Genomic DNA, 26,818 nt, shown 5'->3' on the forward strand with positions numbered 1-26,818 from the left:
CTGGGTCCGGGATGGGCAAGGCCTGGGCACCTCTGCCCACGAGCGCGGGCACCAAGGGCCCACGCCTCAATGCCTGGGCGCGCATGCGTCTCAACCGGCACCTGGGCCTGTCGCAGTGCTACTATTTCGCAGAGGCCTCGCGGACGGCAAGGTGGCCTTCTACGTTGCTCATGCTTGGCGCGAGTTCTCGCTGGCATCGATGGTGCGCGCAGCGGGCTGACGGTGGGCCGTGGAGAAGGACTCCGAATCCGCCAAGAACGAGGTGGACCTCGCCGACTATGAGGTGCGCACCTGGACGGCCTTGCATCGGCACATGACGTTGTGCTTGGTGGGCCGCGTCTTTCCCGCCGCCGCGCGTGCCGTGGCCAATCTGCAACGCCGGGACGGCCTGCCCCCAAAGCGCTCGGCCTGCCGAGGCGCAGAAACCCCATGCGCGCGCTTCTCGCCCGGCGCGGCCTTAACTGGCGGCCTTCGTCCGCCGCTCCTCCAGGAAGTGCGAGCGCTTCAGGTAGCGCATCTGCGGCGCGTGGCGGCTCCGATTGCACATGCCGTGGCGAGGAGTCGCTGGCGACGCCACCATCAAGCCGTGGCTATGCAGTGCCACGACCGGGCCCGAAAGGCGCGGTTCAAACCGCAACTGCAGGACCAAGTGATCTCCCTTATTTAGAGAGATCACCACTCCACCGCTCAGTCTTGCCCTCTCAGCACAGCTACGCCCGCTACTTCACTGGATGGTGCAGCAACGCGCCTGTGCAGTCACCAAACCAGAGCTTGCAGCCGATAGATAGCAACCATACGCGTACTCTTGCAGCGTTGACTGTATTAGACCAGTACTCCCTGTCTTCTGACGGCATGCCCCACCCATAGCAATCGCGCCCCCCGTACAGCGCGCAAGACTCCACTCTGCAGCTAAGGGCGGGCCCTCAACAATTGTGCACTGGACGATTGAGTTGGAACCAGTCGGTCCAATGGGGCCTTGAGGACCAATCGGTCCAATGGGGCCTTGGGGACCAACGGCGCCCGTGAGGCCAGTGTCGCCCTTGAGGCCCTTGTCGCCCGTCAGGCCCTTATCGCCCGTCAGGCCCTTGTCGCCCTTCTCTCCCCTGGCACCCGTCAATCCAGTTTCGCCCTGGGGCCCCTGCGCCCCTGTCGAGCCGGTATCGCCCTTCTCGCCCTGGGGGCCCGTCAAGCCAGTGTCGCCCTTGTCGCCCTTCGGCCCCTGGGGGCCCACCGTGATGTCCATGACCCCATTCTGTTCCGGAGCTAGCCCTGTTGAGACGCTGAGCAGGTAGGTCCCGGGCGTCAGCAGGAGGTTGTAGGGAACGGTGATGATGATCGCCGTATCTCCGTAGGCCTGGATTTTGTTGGGCTGGACGGCGATGCCTCCGAACTCAATCGTCCCCTTCACGTACCCGAAGTTCTCGCCGTAAATGTAAAGCGTGTTTGGCAGCTCAGCTTCCGTCGAAGTGATGAGCAATTGGCCAGCTGCATGGGCTGAAGTTGTTGAGCCCAGGAGCGCCATCACACCCAGCACGTACGTCCAGCCACGAATCCGTTCCACGACCGTCATTTCGGCTCCTCTAAAGGCAGAAAGAGCCGCAAGTTGAACTCCATAATTAATCTGAAGTCCATGCCTTATACGTAAATCGAGATCGTCATGAATTACCCGCCTGAGTCATCTCTGTCCTGCCGCCGTCCGCTGCCGCGCGCTCAGGACTTCACGACGCCGTCGAAGACGCCGTAGCCGCCGGGGATGAAGAAGTCCTTCCCCGGCTCCAGGCCGAAGGCGCTCATCACCGTCGCCGCGATGTCCTGCGAACGTGGCGCGCGCGACACGTGGCTCCCGTCCTCCTCCACCAGCGACACCGGCGCGCCCATGGGCGATCCGTTCATCGTCTCGTCGTAGCCGCCGAGCATCTGGTTGCCCTGGATGCCTCCGCCCACGAGCAGCGCGCAGGTCGCCGGGTGGTGGTCGCTCCCCTGCTTCGGGAACGTCCGCCCGAAGTCGCTGTAGACGTACACGAGCGTCTCATCCAGCAACGACCGGGACGGGTCTGACTTGCTGGGGGTAAGGCTCATCTCGATGCACAGCCGCCCCACCATCTCCAGCGCGATGCGCAGGTGGTTGGTGTGCATCTGCACGCCGTTCGCGCTGTGGGTGTCGAACGAGTTGTTGGAGAAGCTGGTGGCCCGCAGGTTCACCGACGTCACCAGGTCGGACTTCAACAGCCGCAAGGCGAGGTCATAGGACCCCATCGACGGACCCGTGCCGCAGGCGTCCGCGTAGCCGATGCACGCCGTCCAATCCACCGGGTAGCTCGGGTCCGCCTTGAGCTTCTCCCACGCCAGGGTGTTGCCCAGCACGGAGAGGATGTCGCGGCGGATCGTCCGGCTCGCGCCCTTGTAGGTGTCATAGAGCTGCTCGAACATCGCGTCCGTGCCGCTCGTGGACACGCCCCGCTCCGCGCGCAGCGCCTTCATGAGCGCCGCATCCACAGGCGTGACAGGCACCGTCCCCGGAAGCGCCGAGCCGTCAAAGGCCATGTCCGGCACGTCGCTGCGGGCGCGCAGCCCCTTCCAGGCGCTGTCGCGCTTGTCGGACAGCGTCGGCTCCACCGACACCGCGGAGCGCAGCACCGTCGGGTTCGCCAATGCGGGCAGTCCCAACGCGCTCGGGAGTTGACCGCCCAGGCTGACGTTGGGGATGGGCCGGTCCGGGAAGCGCTGGGCCATGGCGTTCGCGATGACGGCTTGCACCGCCGGGGCTCGGAAGCTCGCGCCCGCCACGCCGCACATGCTGGCGACAATGCCGCTCGTGTGCGCGGCCGTGTTCTGATCCGCGCCCACGAGCAGCGCGGCCTTCTCATAGAGCTTGTACGTGGGGTCCGCCCACGCATAGCCCCACGGCCGGTAGATCTGCTGGTTGTTCACGACAGGGTTCGTGCCCCGCGCGTCGGCGGGGTTCGCCCAGTTCCAGTAGATGGGCCCGCGCAGCCTGCGCACCGGCCCGGGCGCATCCAGGTCCACCGGCGAACGGTCGAAGTTCTCCACCTGCTCCGGCAGGTAGCCCACGGGAATGACGCCGCCCTGCGCGGGGGGAATGAACTTGTTGATGCCGGCGCGGGTCAGCGGGGAGAAGAAGCTCTCCCAGTGCAGACCTCCGTCCAGCCAGATGCCCAGCAGCTTGGTGGGGCGTCCCGGCACTGGCGCGGCCGAGGCCGTGGACAGCCCGAAGCGCGCCATGAGTCCCAGTTGCGTGGCCCCGAGGGCCAGCTCGAACAGCTTGCGGCGAGAGAGCTTCATGGGGTGCCCCTTCAGTAGAAGATCCAGTGCGGGTGACGGATGAAGTACGAGCACACGCCCACCCAGGCGGGCTCGGTGTCCGTCGGTGTCGACAGCGGCACGAAGACATCCGCGTAGAGCGCGTCCACCTGCGCGTCGGAGAAGCGCTCGCCCAGGAAGTGCAGGGACCAGCGGCGCAGCGTGGCCTTCACCTCCACGGGGTCCGCGGTGCGCTGCGTGCCCGCGGGGAAGAGCGCCACGTTGCCCGTCTTGGCCAACGCCAGACGGCACCACCGCTGGGACACCTGCGTCAGCGTGAGCGCGAACGTGGGGGATGCGCTCCGGTCCGGCGAGGTCTGGTTCATCACCGAGCCTCCGCCCAGCCCATGGAAGCGCTCGGCGGGGGGCTGCTGCCGCGGAGCCGGCACGGCGTCCGGCGGCTGCAACGGGTAGAGGTCGTCACTGCGCTGCTCCGCCATCGGGATGCCGAACTCCGTCGCGGAGGTGAAGAAGTCGTCGTGGCCGAGCCCCAGCTGCTGGTACAGCGCCCGCTGCACCTGGGTCGCGTTCATGCGGGTGATGCGCGACGCATCGGGGTCGGGGCGCTCATCGCGCTGCTGCGCACCGAGCCCCTGCACCCACGCGCGGACCTCCGCCACGGTCAGCGTCGCCGTGCCCTCCGAGACGAGCTGGGCGTAGGACTTCTCCCCAATGGGCATCTGCTTGAAGGCGGCATTGCCCCGGCCTTCCAGCAGGCGGATCAGCTCGCTGTCATCCGGGCTGCCCGCCTTCACGAGCCGGGCGTCGGAGACCAGGAGGCTCTGGAACGCGTCCGTGGAAGCGAAGTACCCGCGCGCGCCCTGCGCGTGGCAGCCCTCACAGTGCGGCTTGAGGCCCTGCATGATGCGCACGGTTTCGGAGCTGGCCGGGGTGCCGCAGGCGCTCTGGGCCTGGGTGGTGGGATTGGACGCGGTGCCGTCCTTGCCGCACGCGAGCGCCACGGGAAGCACGAGCAGGAGGAGTGCGAAGCGGTTCATGTCAGCGCCCCCGCTGGAAGAGGTTGGACTGCGTGAGGGATTTGACGAACGGGCGGACCTTGCGGCCTTGCGCGACGAAGCGCGCCACCTGCGCGTCCAGGTAGCCCGCCTCCCGTGCCGGGTCGATGTCCCGCCCCAGCACCTGCGCATGGAGGTGCCGCACCACGCAGCGATCGAACGCCCCCGCCGCGACAATGAGCTTGGCGAAGCCGAGCGGGCCCACCGTCCCGTCCCCCACCTGCCCCAGCAGCGTCTGCTCCGGAGGGAGGAAGTCGAGGAAGACGGCCTCGGGGTTCACCTGCTCCTGGGCCTCGGTGATGGGCGTGAGCAGCGTGTCGGCCGTGTACCACCGGTTCCAGTGGCTGAACGGATCCCCGCCGTAGGGGTACACGCCCCGGCGCCACTGGATGGGCCAATGCCATGCTGCCCCCACGCCCGGCATCAGGTACTTCGCGCCATAGCCCTCTGACGCCGAGCCCTGCTTCGCGAAGCGCTTGAAGTGGATGGCTGCGGGGTCGAGCCGGCGGTGGCAGTGCTGGCAGGGCCCTTCCGTGCCCGGATCGCGGCGGTACTCGTTGAACTTCTGCCCCAGGGGCGGCGAGAGGACCTCGCACGCCAGCGTCTCCAGGGCCCGCGCACCGCGCACGCGCTCACGCGGATAGCCCGCGAGGAACCCCATGCTGGTGAGCATGCCCGCGGCCGGAATGCCCCGCGAGGGATCCACCTGGATGCGCGGGTCGTAGCGGTAGTCGCGCTCGGCGAGGAGGAAGGGATTGCGCGCGGGGACCTGATACTCGCGCCAGGCGAGCGGATCCCCCGGCGCGTGCTCCGGATCCACCGGCGCCCCCAGGAAGCGCGACGGCCGCCACCAGGAGTCGTCGTCGAGCAGCCCGGTCGCGCCGCCCTCCAGGCCCTGCATCACGTACGCGGCCTGGAGCCGGGTGGGCGCGACGGAGTACGTGCCGAGGATGAGGTCCGTCACCGGCCGGTCGTGCCACGCGAGGTGGGCGAAGAGGCGCGCGGGCTCCTCGGACACGAGCCGCCGCTGGCCCTGCTCGGCGTAGTGCAGGTAGTCCTCCCAGCCGGCGTACTGCTGGAAGTCGGCGTGGCAGCGCACGGCGTTGGGGCCGCAGCCGCAGGTGCCCACCGGACCGGCGGTGGCGCAGGTGAGGGGCACGGGGGTGCCGTTGACGGATCCGGTGCCCGTGGCGGAGGTGTTGGCCGCGGCCCCCACCAGCGTCACCGTGGTGCCCGGCGCCCACCACGGCTCCACGGTGAGCTCCTCCACGGGTGTGCCATCCGCCTTCACCCCGTTGCAGGCGGTGTCTTCGCCCCGGAAGTACTTCCAGGCACCGGCCTTCGCGGTGCCCGCGGGGCAGCGCTGGATGGACCGCTGCTGTTGCACGCCGTACTCCGGCGCGTCGGCGGTGCGCGGTACGAGCGGGATGTTGAACCAGTCGCGCGCCTGCTCGAACATCGTCCGGTAGAACGCGGGCTGCCCGAGCGTCGTGTCGACGAAGTGATCCACGAAGGCCCGCTGCGCGGCGTCGTCTCCCGCGGCTTCGAGCGCGGTGAACTCCTCGTCCGTCGGGGGCGTCCCGCGCAGCGCGAGCGAGGCCCGCCGCAGCAGCCGGCTGGGGGCGAGCATGTCGTTCTTCTCGCCCGCGTCGGGGTCACCGGAAGGCGTGGGCTCCTCACACCCTGCGTCCGTCGAGCCTGACGGATCCACGTCATGCTCAGCCGGCCCGCCCACAACGCCGGTGCAGGCTGTCAACACGAGGAGAATCAGGGCCCACCCGACGGAGCGTCGCCAGGTGCCAGGAGCCATCGCGTCGCGCGAAATCATGCGCCGCCGCAAAGGCAATGCTTGTGCCAGATACCCGACAGCGGAGAGGGCCTCGCTCCTTCGGGAAGAGCGCACGCCGCCGCGGTCACAGTCAGGGATGGGTGACGGCTCCCCCCCACACAGTGAGGGCCGCTCCCCTCATCCGGGCGTGGCGCTCCACGTCACCCTTGGGCGCCTCATGCTGTCGCACTCCGGGCTGCGCGCTGACACCCCTGGGCGGGAAGCCCGTAGCGGCACCGTGAATAGCCTCTCCGCCGGTGGCCGGACGTCTCCGGCCCGGGGAGGCAGCATGAAGCAGACGCGTGGATTCGCCGTGGCCATGGTTGTGACCACCATCCTCACGGGAGCGCCGGACGTCCAGGCCCGTGACACGACTCCTTCCGATGGGGACGCCGAGGTGACGTTCACCCCCACCGGCCACGGCGTCCGGTGCGGTGACACCCTCACCACGAACACGCTCCTCACGCATGACCTCCAGTGCCCCAGCTCGGCGCCCTTCGCGCTTCAGGTCGATGGCGACGGCATCGTCCTGGACCTGGGCGGCCACACCATCCGCCGCACCGGCCCGGAGAACTACGAGTCACAAGGCGTCGTGATCGCGAATGGCCGGATGGTGCGAAACGGCACCGTCCAGGGATTCGGCAAGGGCATCACCACCACCTACAACGCGGAGCATCTGAACGTGCGGCTGCATCAGCTCGCGATCCTCGACAACGAGGAAGGCGTCCACAACCTGGCGCTTGGTGCGAATTTCCTCGTCACGAACTCACGCCTGAGCGGGAACGGCACCGGACTGAGCGGCGAATTCGATGCGTCCACCGGGAGCTTCGACGTGAGGTCGTCGGTGTTCTCCAACAATGGGACCGCGATGTTCGCGGACGCGCATGGCATCGACGTGCTCGACTCCACGTTCACGTCCAACGGGAGAGCCTTCTTCTGCTGGGATGGGCTCATCCGTTTCAGGTCCAGCACGATCGCGTGGAATGACACCGTGGGCACGATCCCCAACGACGGAGACGGCTACCGCATCTGCTCCGAGATCCGCTTCGAGAACACGCTCATCGCGAACAACGCCGCGTTCGCGCAAACCACGATCCCGGTGTGGCAGCCGCACAAGCTGTCGATGATCGATTCGCTGGTCGTCCACAACGGCACCGGGCTTCAGGCCTACACCCTGACCGTCTACATCGACGGCAACATCTTCCATGACAACGCGAGCGGCCTGACACTGTCCGATCGCGAAGGGTTCTCCACCGTCCCGCTCACGGGCATCGTCCGCGGCAACCAGTTCCTGGCCAACGACGGGGATGGACTCCGGGTGCAGCCGCCCAGCACCCCCACGGTGATCGACAACCTGGCCCTGAACAACACGGGCTTCGGCATCTACGCGCCCACCGCCTTTGACGGCGGCGGAAACGTCGCGCGCAACAACACCGCGGGCAACTGCGTGGGCATCGTCTGTTCGCCCTTCTGATCCCCCCCGTGTCACCGTCCAGGCGGAGGGCTGCCACCCCTGGACGGGATGATGCGGGGAGCGCTTCCTCTAGGCTCTGCGCTGCTGACCGGACGTCTCCGGTCCAGGGGGAGGCAGCATGAAGCAGACACGCGGATTCGCCATGGTGATGGCCGTGGGCACCTTGCTCACGGGAGCGCCCGACGTCCTGGCCCGTGACACGGCTCCATCCGATGTGGCACCCAAGGTGAGCTTGAAGTCCGGTCACGCCGTCCGGTGCGGTGACACCCTCACCGAAAGCACGATCCTCACGCATGACCTCAACTGTCCGGGTTCGGCGCCCTATGCACTCCAGCTCGATGGCGCGGACGTCCTCCTGGACCTGGGCGGATACACCATCCGCCGCACCGGCCCGGAGGTCCCGGGCACATTCGGCATCGTGGTCACCCACGCCAGGATGATCCGCAATGGCACCGTGCAGGGCTTTGGGTACGGCATCGACGTCAGCTTCAGCTCAACCACGGCGAACCTGCGACTGCACGAACTCTCGCTCCTCGACAATGGTTACGGCGTCTACAGCGAGTCCCAGACGAACTTCCTCATCACCCACTGTCGTCTGAGCGGGAATGGCCGGGGACTGGGCAGCACATTCGATGCGTCCACGGGAGTGTTCGACGTGCGCTCATCGATCTTCACCCACAACGGGATCGCGATGGTGGCGGACTACCATCACATCGACTTGTTCGACTCCACCTTCACGTCCAATGGGTTGGTCAGCGACTGCTTCGGTGGTTCCCTCCGCTTCAGGGCAAGCACGATCGCGTGGAACGACGCAGTGGGGAGGATGCTGGTCGACCAGGGCCCCCACACCTGCGGAGAGATGCGGTTCGAGAACTCGCTCATCGCGAACAACGCCGCGTTCGCGCCCGCCGACCGGCCGGTCTGGGTCACGAACAGGCTCGCGATGATCAACACGATGGCTGTCAGCAATGGCCTGGGTCTCCAGGCCTCCGCCCTGACGGTCTACGTGGATGGCAACACCTTCCACGACAACGGCGGCGGGCTGACCCTGTCCGACCTCCCGGCGCCGGTCCCCGTCCCGCTCACGGGCATCGTCCGCGGCAACCAGTTCCTGGCCAACGACGGGGATGGACTCCGGGTGCAGCCGCCCAGCACCCCCACGGTGATCGACAACCTGGCCCTGAACAACACGGGCTTCGGCATCTACGCACCGACGGCTTTCGACGGCGGCGGAAACGTCGCGCGCAACAACACCGCGGGCAACTGCGTGGGCATCGTCTGCGCCATGGACTGACGTCCCAGCCAGCGGCGGAGCGCTTCGGCTGCCCTGGCTGAAACAATCCACCTCCAGATACCTGCACACACCCGGGTCGCCTTGAGGCGCACCCGGGGCATTTCACTAGCGTGGCCTCCGTCCATTCCACCCTGGAGGTCGCGACATGGAAGAGGAACGCGGAAGGGCCTGGGTGCCCTGGCTGGTGACGGCGCTGGTGGCGGTGCTCGCGGGTCTGGTGCTCTATCTGTCGCATCGCAGCACGACCCGCGCGGACGCGGAGGCCGCGGCGGCCACTGCCCGGGCCAGCGAAGCGGAGGCCGCGAAGGAGCAGCTGGCGGCGAAGCTGGCCGCGCTGGAGGCGGAGCACGCGAAGCTGACCACGGAGAAGGATCAGCTCAACACGGAGAAGGAACAGCTCAGTCAGACGGTGCAGGAGCAGGAGGCGGAGCTCACCCGCCTCAAGGCCACCTACGAGGACCTCCAGGACAAGCTGAAGAAGGAGATCGCCGAGGGCGCCATCCGCCTGTCTCAGGACGGCGGCCGCCTCCAGGTGGACCTGGTCGACAAGGTCCTCTTCGATTCAGGCGACGCCAGCATCAGCACGCGCGGCCAGGAGGTCCTCACCCGCCTGGGCGGCGTGCTGTCCAAGGTGGAGGACAAGCTCATCCAGGTGTCGGGCCACACGGACGACTCGCCGCCCACGCAGAAGCTCCAGGCCACCTTCCCCACCAACTGGGAGCTGTCCGTCGCGCGCGCCGTCAACGTGGTGCGCTTCCTCCAGGAGAAGGGCGGCGTGCCCGCGAAGCGCATGCTCGCGGCCGGCTACGGCGACACGCGGCCCCTGGGAGCCAATGCCTCGCCGCAGGGCCGTGCGCGCAACCGCCGCATCGAGCTGCTGTTGATCCCGGAGCTGGCCGCGAAGCGGAACCCCGCCATCGCGAAGGCTGCCCCCGCGAAGGCGACCCCTGTGAAGGGGGCTCCCGCGAAGGCCGCCGCCGTGAAGCCCGCCGTCGGGAAGAAGGCGGGCCGGTAGTCAAACTCAGTCTTGCGTCAGCGTCCGGAACACGGCGGGCAACTCCTGCTCACCCAGCCCCGCGCCGAGGGCTCGCCGGTAGTTCTCCAGCAGCTCCCGCGGGAAGCGGGCGCTGATGCGGGCGTCCGTGCTCAGCCGGACGATGTGCTCGATGGCCGCGACGTGGGTGTTGAGGCTGCACTGCTGGCCGGTGAAGTCGTTGCGCGCGATCATGTCCTGCGCGGCGTCCGCGGTGACGGAGATCAAGCCCAGGAAGGAGTTCTTCTGGGCGAAGAAGGCCTTCGGGTCCAGCCCCTCGGCCTGGCACATCGCCGCGGCGTGGAGGACCGCCAGGGAGCCTCCGTAGTAGGCCTCGAGGATCGCGCAGTCGAGCGTGGCGGCGGAGCCGATCTTCTCGTCGACGTAGACGGAGTTCCTGGCGATGGCCTGGAGGGTCTCCTGGTGCCGGTCGAACACCGCTCGCGACCCGGCGTAGTAGACCGTCGCGTAGTCGGTGGCCACGAACGCGGGATAGGCGAGGATCGCCGCGTCCAGGTAGTCCACGCCGTGCGCCCTCGCCCACTCCAGGCCTCCGCGCGCGTCCGCCGGTGAGCCGCTGGTGAGCTGGACCAGCGTCGTTCCGGACAGCGCCGACGCGACGGCCTGCGAGGCGACGAGCTCCGACCACGCCGCGTAGTTGGACAGCGAGACGACCACGAGCGCCCGCCCGGTGACGGCCTCCACCAGGTTCTCGAACGCGACGGTGCCGCCGCCCACGGCCCTGGCCTTGCCCGGCGTCCGGTTCCACACCGCGACGTCATGCCCCGCCGCCGCGAAGGCTCGCGCCAGCGCGCTGCCCATGAGACCACTGCCAATCACCGCGAGCTTCGTCGAACGGCTGGAAGTCATCGTCACGCTCCTGTTGTGAGGCATCCAGCCTCGGAGCGCGCGCACTCCACGTCAACCCGGACGCTTGTTGAGCGACCCGGAGGACGGGGCCTGTCCTCCCTGCCCGCTCACCGGCCTGGCGTCCTCCTACACTCCAGGTGCGCCCACACCGCGTCATCCCCATCCCTCCCCCCGAGGAGACGCCATGGCCAGGAAGATGAAAGCGGCGCAGGTGCAGAAGGCGGGCGGCACGCTCGAAGTGGTCGAGCGCGAGGTCCCCGAGCCCGGTCCCGGGCAGGTCCGGATCGCGGTGGAGGCGTGTGGCGTCTGCCACAGCGACGCCATCACCAAGGAAGGCTGGATGCCCATCCAGTACCCACGGGTGCCGGGTCACGAAGTCGTGGGCCGCATCGAACAGGTGGGCCCCGGCGTGACGGCCTGGAAGGAAGGACAGCACGTCGGGGTGGGCTGGCACGGAGGCCATTGCGGCCAGTGTGTCGCGTGCCGCAGCGGCGACTTCGTCACCTGTGAGAAGCAGCAGATCTGCGGCATCAGCTATGACGGCGGCTATGCGGAGTACCTGGTCGCGCCCCAGGAGGCGCTGGCCCGGGTGCCGGAGGGGATGAGCTCCGAGGACGCCGCGCCGCTGCTCTGCGCGGGCGTCACCACGTACAACTCCCTGCGCAACATGGGCGCGCGGCCGGGGGACCTGGTCGCGGTGCAAGGCATTGGCGGCCTGGGACACCTGGCCATCCAGTACGCCAGCAAGTTCGGCTACCGCACCGCCGCCATCTCGCGTGGCGCGGACAAGAAGGCCCTGGCGATGGAGCTGGGCGCGCACGAGTACATCGACACGGAGCAGGGCAAACCGGCGGAGGCCCTCCAGAAGCTCGGGGGCGCGCGCGTCATCATGATGACCGCGTCGAGCAGCAGCCTCGCGGGCGAGCTCATCGGAGGCCTGGGACGCAACGGCACCCTGCTGCTGCTGGGCGCGGGCTCGGAGCCCATCCCCGTGAGCAGCATGTCCATGATTGGAAAGCGCACGCGCATCCAGGGCTGGCCCAGCGGCGTGCCCCAGGACTCGCAGGAGGCCATGGCCTTCAGCGCGCTCGCGGGCGTGCGCTCGCGCAACGAGGTGTTCCCCCTGGACCGCGCGGCGGAGGCCTACGAGCGGATGATGAGCAACAAGGCCCGCTTCCGGGTGGTGCTCAAGATGCGCTGACTTGCCGGGGAGTGGCCGGGGTGGGGATGCTTGCGCCATGTCCCCCTCCCGTCCGCTCCTCCGCCTCGCGGCGCTGTCCCTCACGCTGGCCCTCCCGGCTCCCTCCAGGGCCGAGGAGGCCCCGCCGCCCGTGCGTGAGCGCGAAGCCGCGCTGCTCATGGGGAGCGTGCTGGGCGCAACGCCCATGATTGAAGACCTGCGCTCGCTGGTGGACGAAGTGGGCGGGAGGGCCACGGGCTCCGAAGCCAACCAGCGCTCCGTGTCCTGGGCGCTGGAGCGCTTCCGCGCCGCGGGCGTGACGGCGCGCGCGGAGCCCTTCCCCATGCCGGCGCTGTGGCTGGAGCGCGCCGCCACCGCGTCCGTGAAGGGCCTGGACGTGAGCTTCGCCCCGCGAGTGGCCGCGATGCCCTTCTCCACCGCCACGCCCAAGGGAGGCCTCACCGCGCCAATGCGGGACGCGGGCCGGGGCACCGAGGCGGACTTCCAGCGCCTGGGCACGAAGGCGCGCGGCGCGTACCTGCTGGTGGAGACGGACGAACTCAAGGACGTCGACGGGCTCTTCCGCGAGTACGACGAGGCGGCGACCATCGAGTCCCGTGCGTTCGCCGCGGGCGTGGCCGGCGTCGTCTACATGGGCAGCCGGCCCGGCAATCAGCTCTACCGGCACAGCGTCTCCGTGGGCCCCAGGAACACCCGCCCCATGCTGGTGATGGAGCGCGACGGCGCGAAGCGCGCGCTGCGGCTCTTGCGCTCCGGCAAGGCGCTGAACCTCACCGCGGCGTTGGAGCTGCGAACGGGCGGCCCCTACGAGTCACGCAACGTCATTGGCGAGATTCGCGGCACCACCCACCCCGACGAGGTCGTCGTGCTGGGGGCGCACCTGGACAGCTGGGACCTGGGCGGCGGCGCGCTGGACAATGGCGCCAACGTCGCGATGCTGCTCGACCTCGCACGGCAGATGCAGCGCCTGGGCCTGAAGCCCGCGCGCACCCTGCGCTTCGCGCTGTGGAACGGCGAGGAGCAGGGCATGTACGGCTCGGCCGGCTATGCGCGCACGCACGCGGCGGAGCTGGACCGGCACACCCTGGCGCTGTCGGTGGACATCGGCTGCGGGCGCATCACCGGCTTCTATACGAACGGCCGGCCCGCGCTGGTGCCGCTGGTGGACAAGGCCCTGAAGCCGGTGACGGGCCTGGGCCCCTTCACGCAGGTGGACGTGCCGGTGGTGGGCACCGACAACTTCGACTTCATGATGCACGGCGTGGCCAACCTCATCGCCAACCAGGAGCCGGCCACGTACGGGCCCAACTACCACGCGCGCTCGGATGAATTCGAACAGTGCGACGCGCGCACGCTGCGCGCCAACGCGGCCGTGGTGGGCGCGCTCGCGTGGGGCTTCGCGACGATGGAAGAGAAGCTGCCCCGGCAGAGCCGCGCGGAGGTGGAAGCACTCGTGCGCGACACCGACCTGGGCCAGCAGATGAAGTCGTTCAACGTCTGGGAGGAGTGGACCGCGGGCACCCGGGGGCACCCGCTCGAAGGGAAGCCCGTCCAGGCACCGCGATGAAGCGAGCGGCCCTCCAGGCCCCAGGTCTCTTGACTGGGGTCCGTGACCGGCGGCATCAGAGCGCCGCTGGCTGCTCCGGGTGCATCCGGGCCTCCACCTGGCGCTGGATGACCCCCAGCTGGTCGAGCCTGCGCTTCAGCTCCTCACGCAGCTCGAGCTTGTCGGTGCGGACGATCTCGTCCCGCAGCGCATCGGCGCTTTCGGCCAGCACGGCGTGGAGCAGGTGGATCTGCTGCTGGGAGAACTCCAGGACCATGTGACACCTCATCGTCAGGAGAACAGCGAGCGGCACACACCATGAAGTGTAAGCACGCGCTCGCCCACTGCCCCTGACGCGGCCGGCGTTGCCTGGCCGGGTGTCTGGTCTCCTACACCCAGGGTGCGGCGCCCCGAAGCCGGGTGGCCGCACCCCAGGGACGGCTCAGCGCAGCGCGATGAGCGAGGCCACGAGCAGCGACACGACGCTCATGACCTTGATGAGGATGGCCACGCCCGGACCGGACGTGTCCTTGAAGGGGTCGCCCACCATGTCGCCCACGACGGCGGCCTTGTGGACGGCCGAGCCCTTGGCGTGACCCGGCAGCTTGCCCTTCTCAATGAACTTCTTGGCGTTGTCCCACGCGCCACCCGCGTTGGCCATGTAGAGGGCCATGGTGGCGCCGACGACGAGCGAGCCGGCCAGGAGGCCCGCCAGGGCGAGGGGCCCGAGCACCCAGCCCACCAGCGGCGGGGCGACGATGGCGATGAGGCCCGGGAAGATCATCTCGCGCAGCGCGCTCTTGGTGGAGATGTCGACGATCTTCTTCGGGTCCGGCTCGGCCTTGAGCTCCATCAGGCCGGGGATCTCACGGAACTGACGGCCAATCTCCTCCACGATGGCGCCGGCGGCGCGGCCCACCGCGAGCATGGTGGAGGCGCCCACCAGGAACGGGAGGATGGAGCCCAGGAGCAGGCCCACGATGACGTTCGGGTTGGTCAGCTCCAGGCTCATCTCCGCCAGGCCGTTGGCGACGCGAGTGTGGTTGACCTCCAGGTTGAACGCGGAGAACAGCGCGATGACCGTGAGGGTCGCGGAGCCGATGGCGAAGCCCTTGCCGATGGCGGCCGTGGTGTTGCCCACCGCGTCCAGCTCGTCGGTGATGGCGCGCACTTCCGGGCCCAGGCCGGACATCTCGGAGATGCCGCCCGCGTTGTCGGAGATGGGGCCGTACGCGTCCACCGTCATGACGACGGCCGTACCGCCCAGCATGCCCACCGCCGACAGCGCGATGCCGTACAGGCCGAGCGCGCGGTCCGCGATGTAGGCCACCAGGGCGATGGTGGCCATGGAGATGCCCACGCTCTCCATGCCGACGGCGAGGCCGCGGATGAGGTTGGTGCCCGCACCCGTGATGGAGGACTCCGCGATGCGCTGCACCGGCGTGGACGACGTGTAGTAGTCCGTGACGAGACCGATGATGGCGCCGCCGAAGGCGCCCGCCGCCAGCGCGATGGTGATGTTCTGGGACAGGCCGAACACGTTCATCAGCACGAACGACAGGCCCACCAGGATGACGGGGGGCATGATGAGCGCGCTGCGCAGCACCTGCGCGGGGTTCATGTGCTTGAGCGCGCGGGCGATGAAGATGCTCAGCAGGCTGACCACCAGGCCGATGGCGGACAGCACCAGCGGGAGGATGACGCCGGCCAGCTTCGCGTTGCCGGTCGCGTTCGTGTCCACCACGAGGCGGGAGAGCTCCGTCGCGTTGGCGGTCAGCGCGATGGCCATGGCGGCGACGATGGCGGCCACCATGGACTCGTAGATGTCCGCGCCCATGCCGGCCACGTCGCCCACGTTGTCACCCACGTTGTCGGCGATGACGCCGGGGTTGCGCGGGTCGTCCTCGGGGATGTTCTCGATGACCTTGCCGGCGATGTCGGAGCCCACGTCCGCGGCCTTGGTGTAGATGCCGCCGCCCACGCGCGCGAAGAGCGCGATGGAGCTGGCGCCCACGGCGAACGAGTGGAGGATGGGGGACAGCTCCGGGCTGGAGCGGAACACGTAGTAGACGACGCCCATGCCGATGAGGCCCAGGCCGGCGACGGCGAGGCCCATCACGGCGCCGCCATCCAGGGCGACGAGCAGCGCGTTCGGCTTGGAGCCGGTGCGCGCGGCCTGCGCGGTGCGCACGTTCGCGAACGTCGCGGCCTTCATGCCGATGTAGCCCGCGAGCAGCGACAGGAACGCGCCCGCCACGAAGCTCCCGCTCGCGACCGGGCCCAGCGCCAGGCCGATGATGATGGCGACGACCACGCAGTAGACCGCGAGCACCTTGTACTCGCGGACGAGGAACGCCATCGCGCCTTCGCGGATGTAGCCCGCGATGCGGTTCATCGTCGCGTCACCGTCCGGGAGACTCTTGACGCGGAAGTAGAAGAACGCAGCGAAGAGCAGACCGACGGCGCCGATGACGCTCGGTGCGATCGCCCAGAATTCAGATTCGAGACTCGACAACTCCATCCGTTCCTCCAGAGCAGTCCCGGGGGCCCCTGACCGCTCACCCTGCGGATCGCTCGCGTGCCGCGCGAAATGTGCGGAGGGCCTATACGTGATTTCAGGGCAAGCGGGGAGCCTCCTCGGAGCGGTCGGCCCCACCGGGGTCCTTGACGCAGTAGGAGTTCAAAGGGATCCGGCGGGGCCTGAAGAGGCCATTGAGTGGATTGAAGTGCCCGGATTCACTGGTAATTCAGCGCGGAACAGGGGGAGGTTTCACCGCCACCCCGGGGTTGGAGCGCCACCGCAAGTTCCAGCCACAGCGGCATGCCGGTTCGCGGGAGGGCGTACCCCCGGCACCTGGACATGCCAGCATGACGCCCCAAGGAGATGGAATGCCCGCTTCTCTCTTCCTCGAGCAACTCACGTTCAGCGGCGGCGAGCGCATCCCGCTCGAACCCGACTCCATCGTCGTCATCGTCGGGCCCAACAACGCCGGCAAGAGCGTGGCCCTCCGGGAGCTCCTCGGCCAATCCGGTGCTCATCGGTCCGAGACGAGTTATCAGGTCGTCCACGGAGACGTGGGCCGCATTGGGACAGCCGATGAGTTCCTGGAGCGGCTGGCTCCGTATCGTCTGCCCGAAAGCGGGTACTACCAACTCCAGTCACTGCAAGGCACGAGCTATTCGAAGATCGTCAACAGACTCATGGGCTTCACGCCTGAAAACGCTCATGAGGATTGGCTCCGGAATGCGTGGGGAGGAAAAGGCCTGGGCATTCTCACCAGGCTCTTCTTCGACCTGATGGACCACTCTACCCGCATCACGGCCACCGACCCCGCGGACGTCTTCAACCTTACGAGCGACATCCCATACCACCCCATCCAGAAGATGTGCGTCGATCCGGCCCTGGCGGAGCGGCTCAGCCGCTACTTCCGACGAGCCTTCGGACAAGCGCTCATCGTCAACCGTACCGCGGGCACCAGGATGCCCCTCCACTGTGGCACGGCGCCACTCCTGGATCCCGGCGAAGATCGGGTCTCCCCCAGCTACGCCAGGAAGCTCCAGGCGCTTCCCCTGCTCCAAGCCCAGGGTGACGGAATGCGCAGCTTCGCGGGCTGCCTCCTTGAGGTCACGGCCGCCGACAAGCATGTCGTCATGATTGACGAACCCGAGGCGTTCCTGCACCCGCCCCAGGCGCGCTTCCTCGGGACGCTATTGGCGAAGGAGAAGCCCGCCGGGCGCCAGCTCGTCATCGCGACCCACAGCGGAGATCTGCTCCGGGGCCTGCTGGATGCCAGCCCGGCCTCACTCCAGATCATCCGCCTCACGCGCGAGGGAAACCTCAACCACGCGCGGACACTGGACAAAGACCGGATCCGCACGCTCTGGAATGAGCCCATCCTCCGTTTCTCCAACACCCTGGACAGCCTCTTCCACGAGCAGGTCGTGCTCTGCGAGGCGGACGGAGATTGCCGCTTCTATGCCTCACTCCTGGAAGCGACCCGGTCCGAGGACACGGACGCCCGGATGCCCGACGTCATGTTCACGAGCACGGGAGGCAAACACAAAATCCCGACCATCGCCAAGGCCCTCGCCAGCATCGGCATCCCCACGCGCGCAGTCGTGGACTTCGACATCCTGAACAGCGAATCCCCTCTCAAGGAGGCCGTCGAGGCCCTCGGAGGCAACTGGGACGACTTCCAACCTCGATGGAAGCAGGTCAAGGCAGGCATCGAGCAACGCAAGCCGGAGCTAGAGACCGCCCACGTCCAGAAGGAGATCCAGAAGCTCCTGAACCAGGTCACCACCGCGACCTTCCCCATGGACGTGGCCACGAGCATCCGGGACGTGCTCAGGCGCGCCTCGCCCTGGGATGAAGCGAAGCTGCTCGGCGTGAACGCGGTCCCCAAGGGAGAGCTTCGCCAGGTGGCCGAGACGCTCCTCGCGGACCTGAAGCACCTGGGGCTCTTCGTCGTGGAATGTGGAGAGATGGAGAGCTTCGTCCCCACCGTCGGAGGACATGGAAACGCCTGGCTCGCGGAGGTGCTGCGCATGAACCTCCGGCAGGATCCCCACCTCGAACACGCCAGAAGGTTCGTCCAGGGGCTCTTCTCACCCCAGCCCAACGCCAAAGCCTGACTCGCGGCATCTGTCGCGCGTCCGCAAGGTATGGCAGAAGCCCCGGCCATGAGATTGCGTTTGGGGCTCCTGGGATTGGCGTTGGCGTTGTTTTCGGGCTGCACGGCGAGCCGGGCCCTGTGTCCGGCCGAGGGTGGGCGGCCCTGGCGCGAGGTGCGCAGCTCGCACTTCCGCGTGCGCACGAACCTGGAGGAACAGGCGGCGGCGAGGAGCGCGCTGGAGCTGGAGGAGTTCCGGCGGGCGCTGCTGCTGGCCTGGGGCCCGGGCTTCGACCCGCCGGGCACGGTGGACGTCATCGTGCTCAGCAACCCCCGCGACCTGGAGGAGTTCACCGACGCGCGCTACGCGGGCTTCGCCGGACAGACGCCCGACGGCCCGCGGATGGTGATGACGGGGGGCGGCGGCTACCTGCTGGCGGACACGACGGGTGACAAGGAGACCCAGGCCCACGAGCTGGCGCACTACCTGAGCGCCTTCGCCCTGCCCCGCCAGCCGCGCTGGATCTCGGAAGGCCTGGCGTCCTACCTGCAGACCGTCACCATCCGCCCCAGCGACCGCAACGTGGTGCTGGGCCGGGCCAGCCCGGCGCTGCTCCAGTACGTGCGCGCGCACGGCTGGCTCACGCTGGACGAGCTGTGGCAGTGGGACGGCAAGACGAACCAGAGCACCGCGGAGCTCCAGCGCCACTACGCCTCGTCGTGGCTGTGGGTGCACTACCTCATCAACGAGCACGGCAGGCGCTTCGACGCCTTCCAGAACCAGCTGGCCCGGGGAGAGGAGCCCCGGCGCGCCTTCGCGGTGGCCTTCCAGGGAGACGGCTCCTACCAGGCCGCCCTCGCGAACTACGTGCAGCTCGGGCGCTACGCCATCTCCACCCAGCCCCTGCCTCCGGTGCCCACGCAAACCCAGACACGCGTCCTGGAGCCCGCGGACGTGCACGTCATCCGCTCCATCCTCTTCACGCAGGCGCCGGGCGACGTGCCGCCGGCCGAACGCCAGCGAAAGGCGGACCTGGAGCTGAGCCAGGCGCTGAAGGAGGACCCGACCCACGTGGAGACCCTCCGGCTGCGGGCCGAGACGCTGGACAAGGCCGAGCGGCTGAAGCTCGCGCGGGAGCTGGTGGAGAAGCATCCGGACGATGGGCGCGCGTGGGACCTGCTCGCCAACGCGCTGGAGGCCAACGCGGACACGTCCGCCCCCCAGGAGCAGGCCCGCCAGCGCGCCGCGGAGCTGCTGCCGGACAGCCCCTCCGCCCAGAACAGCCTGGCCTGGTACTACGTGACCACGGACCAGCCCCAGAAGGGGCTCGCCCCGGCCCAGCGCGCGGTGCGGTTGATGCCGGGCAACTCGGCCATCCTCAACACGCAGGCAGCGCTGTACTTCCAGACCGGACGGTGCCGGGAGGCCGTGTCCATGGGACGCCGTGCGCTCGACATGCTCCACGAAGGGGTCCCGGATGCGGCGCGCCAGGAGTTCAAGCGGATCGTCACCGTCTTCGAGACGAAGTGCGTCCCCTCCCCGACCGCGTCCCCGGTGATGGCGCAATAGCCTCCCGCCTCAACGCGCGAGCAGGAGGTTCCGCAGCCGTTCCGTCTGGTCCGCGCTCCAGCCTTCCGGCCGCAGGAGCGCGGCCCAGCCGTCCACGTGCTCGGCGGTGTAGACGTGGCCGTGGCCCGCGGGCACCTCCATGCCCAGGGGCAGGTCCGCCGTCACCTGCCAGAACGTGACGAAGGGGATCCACACCATCTGGCCCAGGACGTCATCGCCGCGCGGCTCGCGCAGCCAGTCCGGCCGCTGCACCAGGAGCCGGGGGCTCCACCAGATGATGGGGTCGGAGGGATGCAGCAGGTACAGCACGCGCGAGTCTCCCCACGGCGCGGACGCGGGCGGGATGTCCGTCCCCGGCCTGCGGCTGAAGCGGACGATGCGGCCCTGCCGGTAGATGGGCTCCACCTCGGGGCTGCCCGCGTCCCGGTGGTCGGTGAAGGCGCGATACAGGGTGTTGAAGTTCGGCGGCCCCACGAAGAGCACTCCGTCGGTGCGTTGGGCCATGTCCCGCTCGCCGCTGAACGCGGTCTCTCCGCCGTAGGAGCCCAGGCTCTCACCGAACACCAGCAGCTTCGGTCGCTGGCCGGGAGGAAGCCGCGACCAGCGTTCGTAGACTTCATCGAAGAGCGCCCGGCCGGACTCCCGGGCCCGCTTCTGATCCACCAGGACGGAGAGCCACGACCACAGATGCGAGTACTGCATGGCGACGATCGCGGAGTCGCCGCCGGTCATGTACTCGAAGGCGTCCACGGCCTCCGGCACCACCCAGCCACTGCCCGTGGTCGTCACCACCAGCAGGTACGCGCGGTCGAAGCCGCCGGCCCGCTCCAGGTCGTCGACCGCGAGCGCGGCGCGGGCCTCCGCATCCGGCGCGGAGGCATAGCCCGCATACGCGCGAATGGGCTCCTTCACCGCCGTGCCATGGAAGCGCGAGAGCTCCTCGACCGAAGGCCCGCGTCCAATGAAGTTGCGCCCTTCCCGCCCCAGGGACTCCCACGGGATGCGTGAGCCCGCGCCGCCGGAGCGCAACGCCGTGCGCGGTGGGACCACGCCCTCGTCGGTCAGCGCGTCCTGCACCTCCAGGGTGCGGTCCGCCGCGGCGATGAGCCCGTCCCATAGCAGGCCGCTGGCCACCAGCGCGGTGAGCACCACGACGGCCAGTCCGCTCGTCGCCCGGGCCGCGCGAGGACCAATGTGCCTTGAGAGCAGCGTGGCCAACGCGCGGGACACGGCACGCAGGCCACGGCCCACGGCGATGATCACGAAGAAGAACACCGCCGCGACGAAGGGAGCGAGCAGGTAGCCCGCGCGGCCCGGCGAGGGCATGCCCATGAGCTCCCTCAGGCGCTGTTGCCAATGCCAGCCGAGCAGCAGCGCGCCCGTCAGCGCCACGGCGGCCGTGATGAAGAAGCCCTGCCATGCGCGACGACGGGGCGTCCTCGCGGGGCGGTCCGCGAACTCCCGCCAGAGCCAGGCACCCAGGCACCCGAGCCCATAGCCGATGGCCGCGCTGAGGCCGCTGACGAAGCCCTGGAACGGACCGCTGCGCGGCAGCAGGGACGGCGTGAAAGCCAGACAGGCGAAGAGGAGCGCCACCCAGGCCCCCGGCAAGGTGTAGCGGAGCCAGCGAGGCCAGGTCCGGCTGGCACGCCGGGTGTGGCGCACCTCGGCGGGTTGCTCGGCGTGGGTAAGGAAGTGCTCCATGCGAACTCCCCGCGAGTGCGCAAGCTCTCCGGAGCGCACTCCAGAGGGTAGGCCCCAAGGCCACTCCCCAGCAGCGTGCGCCCGCCGTGTCTGGCTCCGCGACTGCCAATGGGGCCGGCCGCCAGGTGGGCCACTCGCACTCACAGCGAAGTGCCTGATAGCCTTGCCGGATGCTTCGCCGCGCCCTTGCTCCCATCCTGTTCGGTGCCCCGGTCCTCTGGCCGCTGCGTGCGCTCGCCTGCATCAACTCGATGGACTACGCCCCCAAGGACTTCAGCCAGTCCTACTGGGCGGACCTGGTCTTCTGGTCCGTGGGCGCGGTGTTCATGAACCGCGTCATCCTGCGCAACGTCTGGGGCCCGGCCGTGAAGGGGCAGCCGGCGGCAGCGCGCCGGGGCTTCTTCCTGATCGTCGGCGTCGCGCTCCTCCTGCTGCTGGAAGCGGTCTCGGTGGGAGGGCCGCTGCTCAACTTCAGCGCGAGCGACTTCTCCACGTGCGTGATGAGCATCCCCAACCTGGTGGTGCTGGTGGCCAGTCCCGTGGTGCTCTTCCTCATGCAGGCGGCGTTCTTCCACGGGCCGGGCAAACGGAGGTTCGGCGACACGGGAACCCGGCCGCTCGTGGCCCTGGTCGTCACCTCCGTGGTGCTGGTGTTGGGATTGGGAGTGATCCGGGAGAACATCATCCTCCCGTATCTCTGCGACAACCCGTCGCTCGGGTTCGTGGACCTCCACGGCTACTGATTCATCCCCCGTGGCCGTGCGCTCGTTTCCCTTTGCCTCGCTCGCGGGCCTCGCCCTCGTGGGGGCCGTGGCCGGTGGTGGCTACGTGTTCATCCGTGACGCGGACGTGCTGGCGCTGCGCCTGCCGACGCGGGTGCTCGCCCCCACGAAGCCCTCACCGGCGACGCCACGGGAGGCCGTGGAGCATTTCCAGTGCAATCGCTGTCACGTCGTCCCCGGGCTCGAACCGGTGTCCGCGCGCCTGAGCGAGAACTGCGTCACGTGCCATCAGGCCATCGCCGCGGGGAGGTTGGACCTCTGGTACAAGCAGGCGGAGGTCGCGCGGTGGAAGAGACACATCACCCACCTGGTGAGGACTCCGGACCTCGGCTCGCTGAACCAGCGGGTCAAGCGCGAGTGGCTCGTCTCCTGGCTCCAGGCGCCGCATGTGGTGAGGCCGCTCTACGGCGCCACCATGCCCCGGATGAAGGTGGGCCCGAAGGACGCGGAGCTCCTCGCGGACTACTTCGCGGTGACCGAACAGGAGTCGGCGGAACCCACGCGAGGAGATGTGGAGGCGGGCCGGGCGCTCTACGCGGAGCACGCCTGCGCGAGCTGTCACTACCGGGGGGACTTCCCGCTCGAGTCCCTGCGCTATGGCGCGCCGGAGTTCAACAGCCCCTCGGCCCGGAGGCGGGCCCCGGACCTGCGCCACGTGCGTGACCGCATGTCCCTGGCGCAGCTGCGGAGCTGGCTGACGGATCCGCACCGCATCCTCCTCGACACGGAGATGCCCACCTTCGCGTTCACCCCGAAGCAGGTCGAGGATCTGACGGCCTTCCTGCGCGCCCCCCTGCCCCAGGTGGCGGCAGCGCCACGCCCCCGCTACCAACCCAAGAGGCTGGAGCGCGAGGTCCACTATCCGGAGGTGGCGCAAAAGCTCTCACGGCACCTCTGCTTCCACTGTCACTCCGACCTGCGGCGGCCCGGAGATCAGGGGCCGGGGAACACGGGCGGGTTCGGCTACGACGGCGCCTCGCTCGACCTGGCCACGCGGGCCGGCTTCCTCCGAGGCGTCAGGCGTGACGGCCAGTTCCGCGGGCTCCCGGACCAGATGGAGGATGGGACGCCCCGGCTGGTGGCCGCGCTGCTCGCACGGCAAGGAGAGCTGGACGGGCACTTCCAACCGGGAGTGCTGGGCATGCCCCTGGGCCTGCCCCCCATTCCCGAAGAGGAGATCGATCTCGTCTTCACGTGGATCGAACAGGGCGCGCCCGAATAGCTCGAAAGCGGATTCGCACCCCACCCCTGAGTATTCCCCCTTGGCGCGCTTTCCATGGTCTACCCTGGCCATGGGGATGAACCCGGGGGAGAGACACGGCGCGTGAGCATTCGGAATGTCATCGTCATCGGAGGCACGGGCGACATCGGGCGCGCCGTCGTCCACAAGCTGCGCGCGGAAGGGCTGCGCGTGGTGTGCGCCGCGAGTGACGTGACGACGGAGACAGCGGACTGCCTGCACGTGGATGTCACGCGCGAGGACTCCGTGAGGGCGCTGTTCCAGCGGGCGGAGGCGGAGACGGGACCTGTCGAGGTCCTGGTCAACTGCGCGGGCGTCGGAGTCTTCACGCCGCTCCACGAGACATCCCTCGAGGACTGGAACCGGACCCTGGACGTGAACCTCACGGGCACGTTCCTGTGCGCGCGCGAGGCCTTCCGGTGGATGAAGCCCCGAGGCGGCGGGCGGATCATCCACATCGGGTCCGTGAGCGACCACCTCACGCTGCCCCTGAACGGGGCCTACGCGGCGACGAAGCATGGCGTCCGGGGACTGACCGGCGTCCTGAACGAGGAGGGCAAGGCGTTCGGCATCCGCGCCACCCTGCTGTCGCTCGGTGCCGTCTACACCGCCTTCTGGAAGTCGCGGCCGGAGTTCAGCCCGGCCGACATGCTCGCCGTGGAGGACGTGGCCCAGTGCATCTGGGAGATCGCCATCAAGCCCCCGAACGTGCGGATCGACGAGCTGCGCCTCGTCCCGCCGCAGGGGGTGCTCTGATGAAGACGCAGCCGAAGGCACCTGTCGCCGTCGTCACCGGGGCCAGCCGGGGCATTGGAGCGGCCATCGCCACCCAGCTGTCCCGCAACGGGTTCGAGGTGGTCCTGGTGTCCCGCGATGTCGCCGCGCTGGAGCAACTCCAGAAACAGTTGTTCGACGTCGGGGGCCGCGCCTGGCCGCTGGCCTGTGACGTCGCGAACAGGGACGAGGTGGAGTCAGCGCTCGGCCGGCTCGAAGCGAAGGTGGGCGTGCCCCAGGTGCTCGTGAACAACGCGGGCCTGGGTGGGCCGTTTCATCGCGCGGACGAGGTGAGCGTCGCCGAGTGGGATCTGCTGTTCGGCGTGAACGTGGAGGGCGTGCGCAACCTGTGTCAGTGGGCGCTGCCGCGAATGAAGACGGAAGGCCATGGGCGCATCGTGAACGTCGCGTCCATCATGGGCCTCTTCGGCGGCGCCCAGTCGTCCACCTACGCGGCCACCAAGCACGCGCTCGTGGGCTACTCGAAGGCCATCGCCGCGGAGTGGGGAGCCTACGGCATCACCTGCAACGCGGTCTGTCCCGGCTACATCGAGACGGACATGCTGGCGAAGGCCCCCTCCGCCTCACGCCTGCGCTTGCAGGAGCGAATCCCCGTGAAGCGCTTCGGAACACCAGAAGAGGTGGCGGGCCTGGTGGCGTTCCTCGTGGGACCCGCTGGCGGCTACGTCAACGGGAGCGCCCTGGTGATGGACGGTGGGCTGTCCTCCCATCTGGCGTCAGACCTGCCGTCGTTCTGAGTCGGAAAGCAGCACCTGCTCCAGCAGCACGCGCAGCTCCTGCTCCAGCCCCGGCACCGAGGCGCCGCGCAGGTTCCCACCGCCCCGGAAGAGGGACAGGCCTTCGAAGAGGGCGACCAGCAGGGCCGCTCTCCGCTCCCTGTGTGCCGGGGTGAGGCCGGGGGACAGCTCCCGCAGCAGCTCCACGACGCCCGCGCGATAGCCGGCGTAGAAGACCGCGAGCGCGTCGGCGACCATGGCGTCCCTCGCGGCCATCGCCCACAGCTCCGCGAAGAACTGGCAGGCGCGCGGTGAGTCCTGGTCCTCCAGGATGGCGTCCACGGCCAGCCGGAGCCGCTGCGCCGGTTCGCTTCCGCCACCCGCCATCCGCTCGCGGACCCGCTGGAGGGCCTGCTCCAGGTAGCGCGACAGCAGTGCCCGCACCACGTCCTGCTTGGTGGGGAAGTAGTACTGGAGGTTCCCCAGGCTCACCCCCGCGCGCTGGGCCACGACGCGCAGGCTGAGGCCCGCGTAGCCGTCACCGGCCAGGACCTCCAGGGTCGCGTCGAGGATGCGCTCCACGCGCTCGGTGCCCTTGGCATGCACCGCGGTCCCCTTCCGGGGGCTCGCCGAGGGAAGTGTCCCGGGGTCCTTCTTGCTCGTGCGGCGGACCCTCACGCCGCCTCGCGCGCCAGACGCTCGTCGATCCGGACCGTGACGCCGCAGGCACGCAGCGTGGCCAGCGTCTGCTCGGGCCGGGACTCATGCTCCGGGAACCACACGCCCGGGGGCGGCGGCGGCGCGCCATCCAGTCCCAGGAGCCGCTCGGCGCCCAGCAACGCTCCGACGGCGGTGAGGTGGGCCTGTCCCAGGGGATCCACGACTTCGATGCGGACCTGCCCCCGCTCGCCCTCGACGTCCGCCACCCACGCGGCTTCGCCCCCGGTGTTGCTGCCTGTGAGCAATGTCCGGCGCAGGGGCGTCCAGCGGGGATGCTGGAGCACCCGGAGGATCCCCAGCCGCTGGAGCGCGACGAGCGTCCAGGTCGCGAAGCCCGAGTCGAAGCCAAGCCGCGTCGTCACCGTCCGCGCGCCCAGCACGCGGGGCAGCGTCGCCTGTTCGGGCGTGTCGAGCCGGAAGACCCGGGTGTGGCGTCCGTCGGAGAACCTCACCCGCCGGCCGTCCGTCAGCGGCAGCACCTGCCGCTCCTGCCCGTCCTCCATCACCTCGAAGGACAGGCCCAGCCGGTCCATGTACTCCAACGAGTCCGGCCCGGCCTGATCCGCGAGCGCGAAGCGGATGGCCACCTCCACCCGCTCCAGGCGCCCCACCTGCCCCGCGGCCATCGCCACGAGGCGAGGCACCAGCCCCGCCATCCACGCGGATCCGAGCAACACCGGCGCGCCCGGCGTCGCCCCGGAGAGCCGCAGCACCGTGGCCTTCAACCGGGACGTCCACCGGGTGATGTCCAGCACGGGCACCCCGGCGCGCGACGCCGCCAGCAGCAGCGTGTCCTCCGGATCATTGACCAGGGACAGCACGGCCCGGGGCTTGCCACCCAGCGCCGCCAACGCCTGGGGCGAGCGGACATCCAGCGCGACGCCCTCCGCCCGCCCCAGACGCGCGGCCAGCTCCCGAGCGGGCGCGTCCCGGCGCCCCGCGATGAGCAGCGGCAGGTCCGGGTGACGCTCCCGCAGCAAAGAGGCGAGCTGCGCCCCCACCACCCCATAGCCCCCTACAAGCACGACGCAACCCTCGGACTCCATGGCGACTCCCGTTCAAGACCCACCGTGGATATAGGTCGTTCGACCTATT

At 69.2% G+C, this 26,818-nt stretch carries 22 protein-coding genes; 12 read left to right on the forward strand and 10 right to left on the reverse strand.

From position 1 onward, the window contains the following. Positions 1–229 precede the first annotated feature (229 nt). Positions 230–667, forward strand: a complete 438-nt coding sequence (locus D7W82_RS39965) for a hypothetical protein (RefSeq protein WP_147439225.1) — start codon at positions 230–232, stop codon at positions 665–667. A gap of 57 nt (positions 668–724) precedes the next feature. Here D7W82_RS39965 and D7W82_RS41315 read toward each other — a convergent pair whose 3' ends face one another. The 4 genes from D7W82_RS41315 to D7W82_RS04895 all read right to left on the reverse strand — a co-directional run bounded on the left by D7W82_RS41315 (position 725) and on the right by D7W82_RS04895 (position 5,967). Then, a complete protein-coding gene (locus tag D7W82_RS41315) occupies positions 725–1,570 on the reverse strand; it encodes a collagen-like protein (protein WP_233587298.1) in 846 nt (281 codons plus the stop codon). A 140-nt stretch (positions 1,571–1,710) separates the two neighbouring features. Then, complete coding sequence (locus tag D7W82_RS04885) at positions 1,711–3,303, reverse strand: DUF1501 domain-containing protein (RefSeq protein WP_120617211.1); 1,593 nt, start codon at positions 3,301–3,303, stop codon at positions 1,711–1,713. A gap of 11 nt (positions 3,304–3,314) precedes the next feature. After that, complete coding sequence (locus D7W82_RS04890) at positions 3,315–4,319, reverse strand: hypothetical protein (RefSeq protein WP_120617212.1); 1,005 nt, start codon at positions 4,317–4,319, stop codon at positions 3,315–3,317. 1 nt (position 4,320) lies between these two features. Beyond that, complete coding sequence (locus tag D7W82_RS04895; RefSeq protein WP_233587299.1) at positions 4,321–5,967, reverse strand: hypothetical protein; 1,647 nt, start codon at positions 5,965–5,967, stop codon at positions 4,321–4,323. Positions 5,968–6,484: 517 nt separating this feature from the next. On the opposite strand from D7W82_RS04895, the gene D7W82_RS04900 reads away from it, so the two are divergent. From D7W82_RS04900 to D7W82_RS04910, 3 genes are all read left to right on the forward strand, one after another. Further along, the gene (locus D7W82_RS04900) at positions 6,485–7,639 is read left to right on the forward strand and encodes a NosD domain-containing protein (protein ID WP_370450935.1); all 1,155 of its coding nucleotides are present in this window, start codon (positions 6,485–6,487) and stop codon (positions 7,637–7,639) included. 118 nt (positions 7,640–7,757) lie between these two features. Continuing rightward, positions 7,758–8,933: a right-handed parallel beta-helix repeat-containing protein gene (locus D7W82_RS04905; RefSeq protein WP_120617214.1), complete on the forward strand. Its 1,176-nt coding sequence runs from the start codon at positions 7,758–7,760 to the stop codon at positions 8,931–8,933. 145 nt (positions 8,934–9,078) lie between these two features. Next, complete coding sequence (locus tag D7W82_RS04910; RefSeq protein ID WP_120617215.1) at positions 9,079–9,948, forward strand: flagellar motor protein MotB; 870 nt, start codon at positions 9,079–9,081, stop codon at positions 9,946–9,948. 6 nt (positions 9,949–9,954) lie between these two features. Here the strand turns inward: D7W82_RS04910 and D7W82_RS04915 are convergent, their stop codons facing one another. Then, positions 9,955–10,836 carry an NAD(P)-dependent oxidoreductase gene (locus D7W82_RS04915; protein ID WP_120617216.1) on the reverse strand — a complete coding sequence of 294 codons (882 nt, stop codon included), beginning with the start codon at positions 10,834–10,836 and terminating at the stop codon, positions 9,955–9,957. A 184-nt stretch (positions 10,837–11,020) separates the two neighbouring features. Between D7W82_RS04915 and D7W82_RS04920 the strand changes: the two genes are divergently transcribed. Together D7W82_RS04920 and D7W82_RS04925 are read left to right on the forward strand one after the other, a co-directional pair. Then, positions 11,021–12,037, forward strand: a complete 1,017-nt coding sequence (locus tag D7W82_RS04920; RefSeq protein ID WP_120617217.1) for an alcohol dehydrogenase — start codon at positions 11,021–11,023, stop codon at positions 12,035–12,037. 37 nt (positions 12,038–12,074) lie between these two features. Continuing rightward, on the forward strand, positions 12,075–13,604 hold the full coding sequence (locus D7W82_RS04925) for a M28 family metallopeptidase (RefSeq protein WP_120617218.1): 1,530 nt from the start codon (positions 12,075–12,077) through the stop codon (positions 13,602–13,604). A 55-nt stretch (positions 13,605–13,659) separates the two neighbouring features. On the opposite strand, the gene D7W82_RS04930 is transcribed toward D7W82_RS04925, so the two are convergent. Next, entirely contained in the window at positions 13,660–13,860 is a 201-nt protein-coding gene (locus D7W82_RS04930) for a hypothetical protein (RefSeq protein ID WP_120617219.1), read from the reverse strand. Between the two features lie 165 nt (positions 13,861–14,025). Continuing rightward, on the reverse strand, positions 14,026–16,104 hold the full coding sequence (locus D7W82_RS04935; protein WP_120617220.1) for a sodium-translocating pyrophosphatase: 2,079 nt from the start codon (positions 16,102–16,104) through the stop codon (positions 14,026–14,028). A 368-nt stretch (positions 16,105–16,472) separates the two neighbouring features. On the opposite strand from D7W82_RS04935, the gene D7W82_RS04940 reads away from it, so the two are divergent. Together D7W82_RS04940 and D7W82_RS04945 are read left to right on the forward strand one after the other, a co-directional pair. Next, on the forward strand, positions 16,473–18,218 hold the full coding sequence (locus tag D7W82_RS04940) for an AAA family ATPase (protein WP_158617591.1): 1,746 nt from the start codon (positions 16,473–16,475) through the stop codon (positions 18,216–18,218). Between the two features lie 48 nt (positions 18,219–18,266). Continuing rightward, the gene (locus tag D7W82_RS04945) at positions 18,267–19,766 is read left to right on the forward strand and encodes a hypothetical protein (RefSeq protein WP_120617222.1); all 1,500 of its coding nucleotides are present in this window, start codon (positions 18,267–18,269) and stop codon (positions 19,764–19,766) included. 9 nt (positions 19,767–19,775) lie between these two features. Here D7W82_RS04945 and D7W82_RS04950 read toward each other — a convergent pair whose 3' ends face one another. Next, on the reverse strand, positions 19,776–21,470 hold the full coding sequence (locus D7W82_RS04950; RefSeq protein WP_120617223.1) for an alpha/beta-hydrolase family protein: 1,695 nt from the start codon (positions 21,468–21,470) through the stop codon (positions 19,776–19,778). Between the two features lie 170 nt (positions 21,471–21,640). Here D7W82_RS04950 and D7W82_RS04955 point away from each other — a divergent pair, with 170 nt between their 5' ends. The 4 genes from D7W82_RS04955 to D7W82_RS04970 all read left to right on the forward strand — a co-directional run bounded on the left by D7W82_RS04955 (position 21,641) and on the right by D7W82_RS04970 (position 25,024). After that, entirely contained in the window at positions 21,641–22,213 is a 573-nt protein-coding gene (locus D7W82_RS04955) for a hypothetical protein (protein WP_120617224.1), read from the forward strand. A gap of 10 nt (positions 22,214–22,223) precedes the next feature. After that, on the forward strand, positions 22,224–23,474 hold the full coding sequence (locus tag D7W82_RS04960) for a cytochrome c (RefSeq protein ID WP_120617225.1): 1,251 nt from the start codon (positions 22,224–22,226) through the stop codon (positions 23,472–23,474). 102 nt (positions 23,475–23,576) lie between these two features. After that, positions 23,577–24,248, forward strand: coding sequence for an SDR family oxidoreductase (locus tag D7W82_RS04965; RefSeq protein WP_120617226.1), 672 nt, complete (start codon positions 23,577–23,579; stop codon positions 24,246–24,248). Next, the gene (locus D7W82_RS04970; protein ID WP_120617227.1) at positions 24,248–25,024 is read left to right on the forward strand and encodes an SDR family NAD(P)-dependent oxidoreductase; all 777 of its coding nucleotides are present in this window, start codon (positions 24,248–24,250) and stop codon (positions 25,022–25,024) included. Before D7W82_RS04965 ends, D7W82_RS04970 begins: the two co-directional genes overlap by 1 nt. On the opposite strand, the gene D7W82_RS04975 is transcribed toward D7W82_RS04970, so the two are convergent. Together D7W82_RS04975 and D7W82_RS04980 are read right to left on the reverse strand one after the other, a co-directional pair. Further along, the gene (locus tag D7W82_RS04975) at positions 25,004–25,609 is read right to left on the reverse strand and encodes a TetR/AcrR family transcriptional regulator (RefSeq protein WP_233587300.1); all 606 of its coding nucleotides are present in this window, start codon (positions 25,607–25,609) and stop codon (positions 25,004–25,006) included. The two genes, D7W82_RS04970 and D7W82_RS04975, sit on opposite strands and share 21 nt — an antisense overlap. 68 nt (positions 25,610–25,677) lie before the next feature. Continuing rightward, entirely contained in the window at positions 25,678–26,769 is a 1,092-nt protein-coding gene (locus D7W82_RS04980; RefSeq protein ID WP_120617229.1) for a saccharopine dehydrogenase family protein, read from the reverse strand. Positions 26,770–26,818: the final 49 nt, after the last annotated feature.

Origin of the sequence: Corallococcus sp. CA049B (assembly GCF_003611685.1) — a bacterium.
GTDB lineage: Bacteria > Myxococcota > Myxococcia > Myxococcales > Myxococcaceae > Corallococcus > Corallococcus coralloides.